Origin of the sequence: Streptomyces sp. NPDC046939 (assembly GCF_040644575.1) — a bacterium.
Classification (GTDB): domain Bacteria; phylum Actinomycetota; class Actinomycetes; order Streptomycetales; family Streptomycetaceae; genus Streptomyces.
In genome coordinates this window covers 16,758-30,009 of the sequence record NZ_JBEYWV010000016.1, presented here as the reverse complement: position 1 = coordinate 30,009, position 13,252 = coordinate 16,758, and the positions used below count along the sequence as shown (strand labels likewise).

The 13,252-nt window shown below is 70.6% G+C and carries 7 protein-coding genes; 3 read left to right on the top strand and 4 right to left on the bottom strand.

From position 1 onward, the window contains the following. The first annotated feature begins 322 nt into the window (after positions 1 to 322). A complete protein-coding gene (locus ABZ877_RS18940; RefSeq protein ID WP_361072168.1) occupies positions 323 to 1,957 on the top strand; it encodes a serine/threonine-protein kinase in 1,635 nt (544 codons plus the stop codon). Between the two features lie 60 nt (positions 1,958 to 2,017). Here ABZ877_RS18940 and ABZ877_RS18935 read toward each other — a convergent pair whose 3' ends face one another. Further along, a complete protein-coding gene (locus tag ABZ877_RS18935; RefSeq protein WP_361072165.1) occupies positions 2,018 to 6,958 on the bottom strand; it encodes an NAD-glutamate dehydrogenase in 4,941 nt (1,646 codons plus the stop codon). A gap of 455 nt (positions 6,959 to 7,413) precedes the next feature. Here ABZ877_RS18935 and ABZ877_RS18930 point away from each other — a divergent pair, with 455 nt between their 5' ends. Next, entirely contained in the window at positions 7,414 to 7,989 is a 576-nt protein-coding gene (locus ABZ877_RS18930) for a DJ-1/PfpI family protein (RefSeq protein ID WP_361072162.1), read from the top strand. A gap of 201 nt (positions 7,990 to 8,190) precedes the next feature. Here ABZ877_RS18930 and ABZ877_RS18925 read toward each other — a convergent pair whose 3' ends face one another. Further along, the gene (locus ABZ877_RS18925; protein WP_361072159.1) at positions 8,191 to 8,865 is read right to left on the bottom strand and encodes an HAD hydrolase-like protein; all 675 of its coding nucleotides are present in this window, start codon (positions 8,863 to 8,865) and stop codon (positions 8,191 to 8,193) included. Positions 8,866 to 8,934: 69 nt separating this feature from the next. Further along, positions 8,935 to 9,450 (bottom strand): hypothetical protein, encoded by a 516-nt coding sequence (locus ABZ877_RS18920; RefSeq protein WP_361072156.1) that lies wholly within the window; start codon positions 9,448 to 9,450, stop codon positions 8,935 to 8,937. 284 nt (positions 9,451 to 9,734) lie between these two features. Between ABZ877_RS18920 and ABZ877_RS18915 the strand changes: the two genes are divergently transcribed. Continuing rightward, a complete protein-coding gene (locus ABZ877_RS18915; protein WP_361072153.1) occupies positions 9,735 to 10,199 on the top strand; it encodes an Rv3235 family protein in 465 nt (154 codons plus the stop codon). 113 nt (positions 10,200 to 10,312) lie between these two features. Here the strand turns inward: ABZ877_RS18915 and secA are convergent, their stop codons facing one another. Then, the gene (gene secA, locus ABZ877_RS18910) at positions 10,313 to 13,123 is read right to left on the bottom strand and encodes a preprotein translocase subunit SecA (RefSeq protein WP_361072150.1); all 2,811 of its coding nucleotides are present in this window, start codon (positions 13,121 to 13,123) and stop codon (positions 10,313 to 10,315) included. Between the last annotated feature and the right edge of the window lie 129 nt (positions 13,124 to 13,252).

Genomic DNA, 13,252 nt, shown 5'->3' with positions numbered 1-13,252 from the left:
GGCGCGGCTCTCCGGCCGGGTGTCGGGCCCGGAGGGCTTCGACGGGGTCAACGGCATCGGCTCTCCCTGTATCCGCACGGTTCGTACGCGCCCAGCCTGCACCTGCCCGCACGTCCGCACATCCGCAGACCGGTGCTCATCCGCTCACCGGTCCGACAATCAGCTCCACCTTAGATCGATTGCCCCGTTTTGTTGCGTATCGCGGAGTGCGGTCCCCGGCAGCGCGTCATGTCCGGGCCCAGTGGGGAAATCGGTTCGGGGGCAACTCCCCTGTCGCGTAAGCTCATTCCCCTTTCACACACCACACATCGGGGGATGCGCCATGGCTTCGAGCACGGGGTCGATACTCAGTCCGCTCGGCCCGCAGGATCCGCGCCAGGTCTCCGGCTACCGGCTCGTGGCCCGGGTCGGCGAGGGCGGCATGGGCACCGTCTACCTCTCCTACACGCGCGGCAACCAGCCCGTCGCCCTCAAGGTGATCCGCCGCGAGTACGGGCAGGACCCCGGCTTCCGCCGCCGCTTCGAGCAGGAGGTCCGGGCGGCCCGCCGCGTCCAGGGCTACCACCTCGTCCCGGTCGTCGACCACGACACCTCCGGCGAGCTTCCGTGGCTGGCCTCGGCGTTCATCCCCGGCATCCCGCTGCACGACGCCCTGACCACGCTCGGCCCGCTGCCCGTGCCCGCCGCCTTGCAGCTCGTCGGCTGCGCGGCCCGCGCCCTCACCGCCATCCACGCGGCGGGCGTCGTCCACCGCGACCTGAAGCCCAGCAACATCATGCTGAGCGGCGGCGGACCGTACGTCATCGACTTCGGCATCGCCCGCGCCGTCGACGCCACCCAGCTCACCCAGTCCGGCGCCCTCATCGGCACCCCGCAGTACATGTCGCCCGAACACGCGCTCGGCGACCCGGTCGGCCCGGCCACCGACGTGTTCTCGCTCGGTCTGATCGCCGCCGTCGCCGCGACCGGCCGCCACCCGTACGGGGACGGCGGCGCCATCACCGTCGCCGCGCAGATCGCCAACACCGCGCACCGCCCACCCAGGCTCGACGGCTACGACCCGAAGCTGCGGCCGCTGCTCGCGCGCATGCTCACCGCCGACCCGGCCGAGCGCATCGGCACCGAGGAGCTGGCCGCGCTCTGCCAGGAGGCGTCCGGGCGTTCCGCGGGCGACTTCGACGGGTGGCTGCCCGCGCCGTTCGCCACGGAGATCGCGCGGCGCGAGCGGGAGGTCCTGACGCCGCCCGCCCCGGCGCCGCCCACGGTCACGGCGGCTCCGCACCAGGCCCCGTACACCCCCACGCTTCAGCCCTCGCCCGCGCCGAAGAAGCGGGGCGCGCGGGCCGCGCTGATCGCGACGGCCTTGGTCGCCGCGGTCGCCGCCGGCGCGGGTACGGCGGTCTACCTGCTGGGCAAGGGCGACAACGGCGGCACCAACACTCACGGCGAGCGGACCACGCAGCCCGTGCACCCGCCCACGCACGAGGAGAGCCAGCCCCCGTCCCCGACGGAGACCGGGCAGAAGCAGGAGGAGGACGACGCCGGGTACGTGGCCGTCGTCAAGGCGCGGCCCTTCGCCCTGCGCTCGCCCGGCGGGGCACACGTCATCGGGGTCGATCTGGACGTGCCCAAGGTCAAGAGCCCCGGTGACATCTCGGGCGGTGACGACCTCGAACTGAGCGAGGTGTCCGGGGGCGACTGGGAGTTCAAGACGCCGATGGGCAAGAGCGCGGGCACCACCGCCGCCCAGTGCCTGGAGGGCTCGCAGTCCGACGTCCTGCCGAGCGAGATCGAGGCGGAGGACCTGCGCGCGACGCTGCCCGTCGGCACCGTGCTGTGCACACAGACCGACGAGAACCGGCTCGCCATGCTGGAGGTCACCGGCGTCAGCGGCCCGGCCACCGGCAACGACCTGCCCGACATCAGCACCAAGCTGACGCTCTGGAAGCGGGCATGAGAAAGGGGGCGCCCCGGGCCGGATCTCCTCCGGCCCGGGGCGCCCCCCGTCACGTAGCCCCTACGAGTGCGCCCGCAGCAGCGTCCGCATCGTCCGCATCGCCACCGACAGGTTCGCCAGGTCGAAGGCGTCCGAGCCCTGGATCTCCTCCAGGGTCGTGCGCGCGCGGCCCAGGATCGGCGCGTTCTTCTCCTCCCACGCCTTGAACCGCTCCTCCGGCGACGACGCCCCGTTCCCGACGGCCAGGACGTCCGCCGTCAGGGCGGCGTGCGCCGCGTAGAGGTCCTCGCGGATGGAGGCGCGGGCCATCGACTGCCAGCGGTCGGCCCGCGGCAGCTCGATGATGCGGTCCATGAGCTGCGTGATGGAGAGCCGGTCCGCGAGGTCGTAGTAGACCTCGGCGACGGCCGTCGCGTCCTTGCCCGTACGGTCGGCGATCTGCACGATGTCGAGCGTCGGGAAGGCGGAGGAGAACCCGGCGACCTGCGCGGCCAGCACCTCCGGCACCCCGGCGCCGGTCAGCTCGTCGCAGATCGACTGGTACCACTCGGCGTCCGCGCCCTTGAGCATCTTCGGCATCGCGGACCACACCTCGGCGACGCGGTCCTTGAAGAAGGAGATCGTCTCGGCGAGCTGGAGCGGCTGCGGCCGGTTGTTCAGCAGCCAGCGCGTGCCGCGCTCGACCAGGCGGCGCGAGTGCAGCCGGATCCGGGTCTGGACATCGGCGGCGACGACATTGTCGAGCGCCTCCACCGCGTCCCACACCTCGCCGAGCCCGAAGATCTCGCGCGCGGCGAGCTGCGCCCGCACGATCTCCTCCAGGGACGCGCCGGTCTCCTCGCGCAGGCGGTGCAGGAACGTCGAACCGCCCGTGTTCACCGTGTCGTTGACGAGGACCGTCGTGATGATCTCGCGGCGCAGCGCGTGGCCGTCGATCGCGTCCTGGTACTTCGCGCGCAGCGCCTGCGGGAAGTAGGCGTGCAGGAGACCGCGCAGGTAGGGGTCGTCGGGCAGCGTCGTGTGGATGAGCTCCTCGGACGCCGTGATCTTCGTGTAGGCGAGGAGGACGGCCAGCTCGGGCTGGGACAGTCCGCGCCCGGAGTTGAGGAGCTCCTTGATCTGCCGGTCGTTGGGCAGGAACTCCAGGGACCGGTCGAGGTGCCCCTGCTTGCCGAGGCGGCGCATGAACCGCTGGTGGGCGTGGAGCAGGGACGGCGCCTGGGCGACGGCGTTGGCGAGCGCCACGTTCTGCGCGTAGTTGTTGCGCAGGACGAGGTGGCCGACCTCGTCGGTCATCTCGGCGAGCAGCTTGTTGCGCTGCTTCACCGTCAGATCGCCGTCGGACACCAGGCCGTTGAGCAGGACCTTGATGTTGACCTCGACGTCGGAGGTGTTGACGCCCGCGCTGTTGTCGATGGCGTCGGTGTTGACCTTGCCGCCGGTGCGGGCGAACTCGATGCGGCCGAGCTGGGTCGCGCCGAGGTTGCCGCCCTCACCGATGACCTGGGCGCGCACGTCCTGGCCGTCGACGCGGATGGCGTCGTTGGCCTTGTCGCCGACGTCCGCGTTGGACTCCGCCGAGGACTTGACGTACGTGCCGATGCCGCCGTTCCACAACAGGTCCACCGGCGCCTGGAGGATGGCCTTCATCAGCTCGGCCGGGGTCATCTTCGTCTGGCGGGACTCGATGCCGAGGGCCTCGCGGATGTGGTTGTTGAGCTGGATCGCCTTGGCGGAGCGCGGGAAGACGCCGCCGCCCTGCGAGATCAGCTCCTTGTTGTAGTCGGCCCAGGAGGAGCGGGGCAGCTCGAACATGCGGCGCCGCTCGGCGTAGGAGGTGGCGGCGTCCGGCTTCGGGTCGATGAAGATGTGCCGGTGGTCGAAGGCGGCGACCAGGCGGATGTGCTCGCTGAGCAGCATCCCGTTGCCGAACACGTCACCGGACATGTCGCCGACGCCGACGACCGTGAAGTCCTGCGACTGCGTGTCGACGCCCAGCTCGCGGAAGTGCCGCTTCACGGACTCCCAGGCACCGCGCGCGGTGATGCCCATCGCCTTGTGGTCGTACCCGGCGGAGCCGCCGGAGGCGAAGGCGTCGCCGAGCCAGAAGTTGTAGCTGGCCGCGACCTCGTTGGCGATGTCGGAGAAGGTCGCCGTGCCCTTGTCGGCGGCGACGACGAGATAGGTGTCGTCGCCGTCGTGGCGCACCACGTCGTTGGGCGGTACGACCTCGCCGCCCACCAGGTTGTCGGTGATGTCGAGCAGCGCCGAGATGAACGTCTTGTAGCTGCGCACGCCCTCCGCGAGCCAGGCGTCCCGGTCCACGCTCGGGTCGGGCAGCTGCTTGGCGACGAAGCCGCCCTTCGCGCCGACCGGCACGATGACGGTGTTCTTCACCATCTGCGCCTTCACCAGGCCGAGGATCTCCGTGCGGAAGTCCTCGCGCCGGTCGGACCAGCGCAGGCCACCGCGCGCGACCTTGCCGAAGCGCAGGTGCACGCCCTCGACGCGCGGCGAGTACACCCAGATCTCGTACGCGGGACGCGGCGCGGGCAGGTCCGGGATGGCCTGCGGGTCGAACTTCATGGAGACGTACGCGTGCGGCTGCCCGCCACCCGCCTCCTGGAAGAAGTTGGTCCGCAGCGTCGCCTTGATGACGGTGAGGAAGGAGCGCAGGATGCGGTCCTCGTCCAGCGAGGCGACCTGGTCGAGGGCGCCGTCGAGCTCTTCGAGCAGCCCGTCGGTCAGCTCGGTCCCGGCGCGCTGGCGCTCCGGCGACATCCGCGCCTCGAAGAGGGAGACGAGCAGCCTGGTCGTGTGCACGTTCGTACGGAGGGTGTCCTCCATGTAGTCCTGGCTGAACGTCGAACCGGCCTGGCGCAGGTACTTGGCGTACGCGCGCAGGACCATCGCCTGCCGCCAGTTCAGCCCGGCGCGCAGGACGAGGGAGTTGAAGCCGTCGTTCTCGGCGAGCCCGGTCCAGGTCGCGGCGAACGCCTCCTGGAACCGCTCGCGGCCGTCGGCGCCGAGTTCGTCCGCGCCGCCGTTGGCCGGCTTCGGCATGCGCAGCCCGAAGTCGTAGATCCACGCGGTCGTCTTGTCACTGCACCGCAGCTCGTACGGGCGCTCGTCGGTGACCTCGACGCCCAGGCGCTGGAGCACCGGCAGGACCTCGGAGAGCGAGACGGGCGCCCCGGTCCGGAAGATCTTGAAGCGGCGCTCGCAGGGCGCGGCGCCGACCGGCTCGTACAGCGACAGCGCGAAGTCCTTGCCGCCGTCCTTGAGCTGCTCCAGGTGGACGAGGTCGGCGACGGCCGCGCGCGGCGAGTGGTCCGCCTTGTAGCCCTCGGGGAACGAGCCCGCGTAGCGGCGAAGCAGCTCGGCGGCGCGCTCCTCGCCGCACTCGGCGTTCAGCGCCTCGGCGAAGCCGTCGGCCCAGGAGCGGGCGGCGTCGACCAGCCGCGCCTCGATGCGCTCCTTGTCGGCGTCGGAGAGCTGCGGCAGCTCGGTGCCGGGCGCGACCCGGACGACGAAGTGCAGCCGGGAGAGGATCGACTCGGTGTTCCAGGCGGTGAAGTCGACGCTGGTACCGGCCAGCTCCTCCTTGAGGATGTCGATGATCCGCAGCCGGACGCCGGTGGTGTAGCGGTCGCGCGGCAGGTAGACGAGCGCCGAGTAGTAGCGGCCGTACTCGTCCTGGCGCAGGTAGAGCCGGAGCCGGCGGCGCTCCTGGAGGTAGAGGACCGAGGTGACGATGGAGCGCAGCTCGTCGGCCGGGGTCTGGAACAGCTCGTCGCGCGGGTACGTCTCCAGGATCTGGAGCAGGTCGCGGCCGTCGTGGCTGTTGGGCGAGAAGCCCGCGCCCTTGAGGACCTCGGCCACCTTGCGGCGGATCACGGGGACGCGGCGCACCGACTCGGTGTACGCGGCGGAGGAGAACAGGCCGAGGAAGCGGCGCTCACCGACGACATTGCCGTCCGCGTCGAACTTCTTCACGCCGACGTAGTCGAGGTAGGAAGGACGGTGCACGGTGGCGCGGCTGTTGGCCTTGGTGAGCACCAGGAGGCGGTGCTCGCGGGCCTTCGCGCGGGCGTCGGCGGGCAGCCGGTTGAAGGACGGGGAGACCGGGTGGTGGTCCTCGCCCTCGTGCTGCGGGTCGGCGCGCAGGATGCCGAGCCCGGTGCCGGGGACGGCGGCCAGGGAGTCGTCGTCGGTGAGGGTGTACTCGCGGAAGCCGAGGAAGGTGAAGTGGTCGGCGGCCAGCCAGCGCAGCAGCTCGCGGGCCTCGTCGACCTCCTGCTCGGCGAGGTCGCCCGCGGTGGGCTCGGCGGGCAGCTCCTCGGCGATGCGCAGCGCGGCGTCGCGCATCTTCTCCCAGTCCTCGACGCACTCCCGTACGTCGGACAGGACGCGCAGCAGGTCGGCGGTGATCTGCTTGAGGTCCTCGCGGTCGCTCTCGCGGTCCGTCTCGACGTGGATCCACGACTCGGTGAGCACGTCGTGGCCGTCGGCGCCGGACCCGTCGGGCAGCACCTCCAGGAGCTTGCCGGTCACGTCACGGCGGACGACGACCTGCGGGTGGATGACGACATGGATGCCGCGGCCCTGCCGGGACAACTCGTTGGTCACCGAGTCCACGAGGAACGGCATGTCGTCGGTGACGACCTCGACGACCGTGTGGCTGCACGTCCAGCCGTTCTCCTCGACGGTCGGGGTGTGCACCTTCACATTGGCCGTGCCCTGCGGGCGGTTCTCCGCGAGCCGGTAGTGCGCGTACGCGGCGCCGAAGACGTCGACCGGGTCGCGGTCGGCCAGGTCCTCGGGCGCGGTGTGCAGGTAGTAGCGCCGGAGGAACGCGAGCACGGTCTCCTGGTCCAGGGGACCGTCCGCGCCCTCGCCCGCCGCCCCGGTCGGTAGGTGCCCCCCTACCGGGCTGTTCTCAGCTACCCGGGCGGCCCGTGCGAGCAGCTCGGCCTTGGCTTCGTCCAGCTTGGTCTGCATTGTCCTCTGGCTCCTGTCGCGCGCCATTGCGTGACGTAGACGTTCCGGTGATGAAGCGGTCGACGCAACGCCGTGACACGGGGTGTCCGGTCAGCCTCGACGTTATGCCGGATTGGAAGAAGAGCGGACGGTATTGCGCCATTTCCAACGAAGTGGCAATCCGCCTGAAACGATCAGCGGCTGCGCGCCGGGCACGGTCGCGGTGGCGACCCGTGTGTCCCCGGCGCGGGCAGGGGGCGACGATGCCCCCGCGAGATATCGCGCTGATCACGGCACCAGGCTATCGCTCTCCGCGGGGAACCCTCATGAGCTGTATGTGTACAAAACCTACGGTCGAACTTTGACACTCTGCACAGAACCACGGGCGCGACCCGCCCTCTTGCCAGGAGTGCGGGGCGGCGGCAGGTTGGGCACGACGGCGGACACCCGGCCGCCCGAGGGGAGGGGTGTGACCAATGGCACCGAAGATCCTGATCGTCACGGGCGACGCGGCGGAGTCCCTGGAGGTCCTCTACCCGTACCAACGCCTCCGCGAAGAGGGCTACGACGTCCGCGTCGCCGCCCCCGCGCGCAAGCGGCTGCGGTTCGTGGTGCACGACTTCGAGCCCGGGTTCGACACCTACACCGAGAAGCCGGGCTACACCTTGCAGGCCGACCTGTCCTTCGCGGACGTCGAGCCCGGCAGTTACGCGGCTCTGGTGATCCCGGGCGGCCGGGCCCCGGAGTACCTGCGCGGTGACGGCGAACTCCGCAAGATCGTCAAAGCCTTCTTCGACTCCGACAAGCCCATCGCCCAGATCTGCCACGGCCCGCTCCTGACCGCCGCGGTCGACGGACTGCGGGGCCGCCGCGTGACGGCGTACGCGGCGCTCGAACCCGACATGCAGGCGGCCGGCGCCACGTTCCAGGACGCGGAGGTGGTCGTCGACGGCACGCTCGTCTCGTCCCGCAACTGGGCGGACCACGCCGCCTGGATGCGGGAGTTCCTCACGGTGCTGCGGGCGAAGGCGCCGGTGACGGCCGGCTCGTGACAGTGAGGTCGTGACGGCCGGCTCGTGACGTGCGGGAGCAGCCCGCGGGGTCACGGCGGGCCGGCCGCCCCTCCGCAGGGACAGCCGGTCCCAGCATCACCGCGCGTCCGTGCTCCATACATCGGTATACGTGAAGTCAGGTATACGCAGAGCGACGCGGACCCGCGCGTCCGTATACCTAGACCGCCGCGTCACCGCAGCTCAGGCGGCCGCCGCCAGCCGCTCCGCCTCGCGCACCGCCTCCGCGAGCGTGTCCACGACGGGCGCGCCGACCCCTTCGAGGCTCGCGCGGCTGTGCGAACCGCCGGTGTAGAGCACGGCGTGCGCGCCCGCGCCGAGCGCCGCGACCGCGTCGTCGGCGGCGTCCCCGATGACGACCGTCCGCTCCGGGGCCACGCCGCGCAGCGCGCCGAGGTGGCGCACCATGTGCTCGGCCTTGCTGCCGCCGGACGGACCGGTGCGCCCGTCGACCCGCACGAACCGCTCGGTGATGCCCATGCGCCGTACCAGCGGTACCAGTTGCTCGTGCCCGTACATGCTGAGGATGGACTGGCTGCGGCCCGCGTCCTGCCATCCGGCGAGCAGCGGCTCCACCCCGTCGGCGAGCCCGCACTCCACGGAGTGCAGCGCGTAGTGCCGGTGGAACGCGTCGTCCATAAGGACCCACTCGTCGTGCGTCGGCACCCGCCCCATCAGCCGCTCGTAGAACTTGGGCACCGGCACGCAGTACAGCGCGCGGTACTTCTCCAGCGTGATCGGGGGCAGCCCGAGCTCCGCGAAGGCGGCGTTGGTGGCCCGGATGATCGCCTCATTGTCGTGGAACAGCGTCCCGTTCCAGTCCCAGACGATGTGCGCGGCAGGTATGTGTCTCCCCATCCTTAGAACCTACCCAGCGCCGCGATGGAGGCCGCGGGCCTCAAACGCCTGGACATCAGTCGTCGCGCCTCAGTCCTCGCGCCCGACGAGGTTCGGGATCTCCTGCGTGGCGAACCACAGCAGCTCGTGGTCCTCGGCCCCGTCGACGACGAACTGCGCGTCGTCGTCGCCGTGGTCGGCGGCGCCCAGCGCGTCCGCGGCGGCGGTGACGTCGGCCTCGGCGTCGTCGGCGTCCACGTGCACGGCGGCGGCCTTGGCGAGGCCCACGGTCTCGCGGACGGTGACCTCGCCGAGCGAGGCCGGGTCGAGGCCGGTGTCGGGGTCGGTGACGGCGGCCTTGTCCGGCACGTCCACGGCGACGACGACCCGGCGCCGCGCCGCCTCCGGCTCCCCGGCGAGCAGCCGCAGCGAGGCGAGCGCGGCGCGGTTCAGGGCCGCGTACTCCAGCTCCTCGATGTCGTCGGAGAGGTACCACTCGCGCAGCGCGGGCGTCACGGCGTAGGCGGTGAGCGGCGCGGGCCCGAGCTCGCCCGTCTTGTACGCCTCTGCGAGTCGGGGCAGGGACAGAGGTACGTACACGCGCATGGCCGGCCGCTTTCGTCGTCTTCGGGGGCGTAGGGGATTCAGGATACGTAAGGGAGTACCCCTTCGGGCTGCGGGCGCTTCCTCCCGCCCACGTCAAGGGCGGTGCGCCGGTCTCCCGGCGGTCCTGGCCCCGACACTCGCCGTCCCGCCGCCGCGTCACCCGGATAGGTGAATGCGCCGGTGCCTACGAGGCCGGTCCCGCGCCCCTTGCACGCCTCTGCCCGGGCCCCGTACAAGGTCCCACACGCAGTGTTACCGACCGGTATTGAGCAGGCGGAGGCGAAGTGCAGAAAGTGATGTTCCGGCAGGGGCCCCGAGGAACGACCCAGTCTCCGGCCCGGCCCCCGTCCCGCCCTCCGGCCCGCCAGGACCCCCGCCGCCCCGCCGTACGCCGCCGCGTCCCGCCGGAGGCGCCGCCGCACCCCACCGAGATGTTCACCCAGCGCCTCCTCCTGGTCCTGGACGGCACCAGGCCCCCGCACTGGTTCGCCCGCTACACCGCCGACCGCGCCTACGACGACCTGCTGTGGCTGGTGGCCCGCCGCCCCCTCGGCACCGGCGGCCGCCGCCCGACCATCCACGACATCGGCTACTTCGTCCCGGCGGACGGCACGTACGAGGTCTTCGCCCGCATCACAGCGGGCCCCCGCCTGCACGCACTGGCGTTCCGCATGCACCTGTCCCGGGACAACCGCTGGCGAGTCACAGCGGTAGAACTCGGCGCCCGCCCACCACGCGACACCACGTGAACGAGGCGACGAGCGCCCCGGGACATGCCTGGGCGAGTGGCCCGGGAACGCGTGAAGGGCCGGGCACCCCGTGCCCGGCCCTTCAGGAACCGCTCAGCGCACGGCAGCGCCTGTCACTTCTTGCGGCGACGGCCCTTCGCCTGCTTGCGGCGCTCGGCGCGGGTCAGGCCGTCGGCCTCCGAGCGCGTCGGCCCGTCCTCGGTGACGAAGTCGCCCTCGTCGACACCGCCCTCGGCGTTCGGCGCCTGGAAGTGCAGGCGGTCCGGGCGCTGCGGGGCGTCGAGGCCCTTGGCGCGGATCTCGGGCCGCGAGCCGGCCTGCGCCGGGACCGCGTCCTCCTTCGCAAGGGACGTGGCGGGCGCGGCGTCCTCGACCGGGACCTCCTCGACCTGCTGCTCGACCTGGACCTCCAGGTTGAACAGGTAGCCGACGGACTCCTCCTTGATGCCCTCCATCATGGCGGTGAACATGTCGAAGCCCTCGCGCTGGTACTCGACCAGCGGGTCCTTCTGCGCCATGGCGCGCAGGCCGATGCCCTCCTGGAGGTAGTCCATCTCGTAGAGGTGCTCGCGCCACTTGCGGTCGAGGACGGAGAGGACGACGCGGCGCTCCAGCTCGCGCATGATCTCGGAGCCGAGCTGCTCCTCGCGCTGCTCGTACTGCGCGTGGATGTCGTCCTTGACGGCCTCGGCGATGAACTCGGCGGTCAGACCGGCGCGGTCACCGGCCTCCTCCTCCAGCTCCTCGACGGTGACCTTGATCGGGTAGAGCTGCTTGAAGGCGCCCCACAGCCGGTCGAGGTCCCACTCCTCGGCGAAGCCCTCGGCGGTCTCGGCCTGGATGTAGGCGTCGATCGTGTCGTCCATGAAGTGCTGCACCTGCTCGTGCAGGTCCTCGCCCTCCAGGACGCGGCGGCGCTCGCCGTAGATGACCTCGCGCTGGCGGTTGAGCACCTCGTCGTACTTCAGGACGTTCTTGCGGGTCTCGAAGTTCTGCTGCTCGACCTGCGACTGCGCGGAGGCGATCGCGCGCGTGACCATCTTGTTCTCGATCGGCACGTCGTCCGGCACGTTGGCCATCGACATGACGCGCTCGACCATCTGCGCCTTGAACAGCCGCATCAGGTCGTCACCGAGGGAGAGGTAGAAGCGGGACTCGCCCGGGTCGCCCTGACGGCCGGAGCGACCGCGCAGCTGGTTGTCGATGCGCCGCGACTCGTGGCGCTCGGTGCCGAGGACGTAGAGCCCACCCAGCTCCTTGACCTCCTCGAACTCCGCCTTGACGGCCTGCTCGGCCCGCTCCAGGGCGGCGGGCAGGGCCGCGGCCCACTCCTCGACGTGCTCGACGGGGTCGAGACCCGCCTGGCGCAGCTCGGCCTCGGCGAGATCCTGGGGGTTGCCGCCGAGCTTGATGTCGGTACCACGGCCGGCCATGTTCGTCGCGACGGTGACGGCGCCCTTGCGGCCCGCCTGGGCGACGATCGTCGCCTCCCGGTCGTGCTGCTTGGCGTTGAGCACCTCGTGCTGGATGCCGCGCTTGGAGAGCTGCTGCGAGAGGTACTCGGACTTCTCGACGGACGTGGTGCCGACGAGGATCGGCTGGCCCTTCTCGTGCTTCTCCGCGATGTCGTCGACGACCGCGTCGAACTTGGCGACCTCGGTGCGGTAGATCAGGTCCGGCTGGTCCTTGCGGATCATCGGCTTGTTGGTCGGGATCGGGACGACGCCGAGCTTGTAGATCTGGTGGAACTCGGCGGCCTCGGTCATCGCCGTACCGGTCATGCCGGAGAGCTTGTCGTAGAGGCGGAAGAAGTTCTGCAGGGTGATCGTGGCGAGCGTCTGGTTCTCGTCCTTGATGTCCACCCCTTCCTTCGCCTCGATCGCCTGGTGCATGCCCTCGTTGTAGCGGCGGCCGGCGAGGATACGGCCGGTGTGCTCGTCGACGATCATGACTTCGCCGTCGATGACGACGTAGTCCTTGTCCTTCTTGAACAGTTCCTTCGCCTTGATGGCGTTGTTCAGATAGCCCACGAGCGGGGTGTTCACCGACTCGTACAGGTTGTCGATGCCCAGCCAGTCCTCGACCTTGGCGACGCCCGCCTCGTGGATGGCGACGGTGCGCTTCTTCTCGTCGACCTCGTAGTCGCCGGTCTCCTCGATGCCCTTGAGCTGGTTGCCCGCCTCGCCCTTCTTCAGGCGCGTGACGAGCTTGGCGAAGTCGCCGTACCACTTGGTGGCCTGGTCGGCGGGGCCGGAGATGATCAGCGGCGTACGGGCCTCGTCGACGAGGATGGAGTCGACCTCGTCGACCACCGCGAAGTTGTGGCCGCGCTGGACCAGCTCGTCCTTCGACCACGCCATGTTGTCGCGCAGGTAGTCGAAGCCGAACTCATTGTTCGTGCCGTACGTGATGTCGCAGTTGTACTGCTCGCGCCGCTGGGCCGGCGTCATGTTCGCCAGGATGCAGCCGACGGACAGGCCGAGGAACTTGTGGACGCGGCCCATCATCTCGGAGTCGCGCTCGGCCAGGTAGTCGTTGACCGTGATGAGGTGGACGCCCTTGCCGGACAGCGCGTTCAGATACGTCGGCAGGGTGCCGACCAGGGTCTTGCCCTCACCGGTCTTCATCTCCGCCACATAGCCGAGGTGGAGCGCGGCGCCGCCCATCAACTGCACGTCGTACGGGCGCTGGCCGAGGACGCGCCGGGCGGCCTCGCGCACGGTCGCGAACGCCTCGGGCAGCAGGTCGTCCAGGGTCTCGCCGTCCGCGAGCCGCTGCTTGTACTCGTCCGTGAGGGCGCGCAGCTCGGCGTCGGAGAGCGACTCGAAGTCCTCTTCGATGGAGTTGACCTGGTCCGCGATGCGGTGCAGCTTGCGCAGGATCTTGCCTTCGCCTGCACGCATGATCTTCTGGAGGACGGACACGCGGTTGGTCTCCTTGCCGGTCGGGCCTGGCACGGTCGGTTACTCAAGCGACAGCCTGAGCAACGGCCATCGTATGCGAGGACCCCGCCGCGCCGGGAGGTCTGCCATGAGGTCCAACGGACAGGGGCC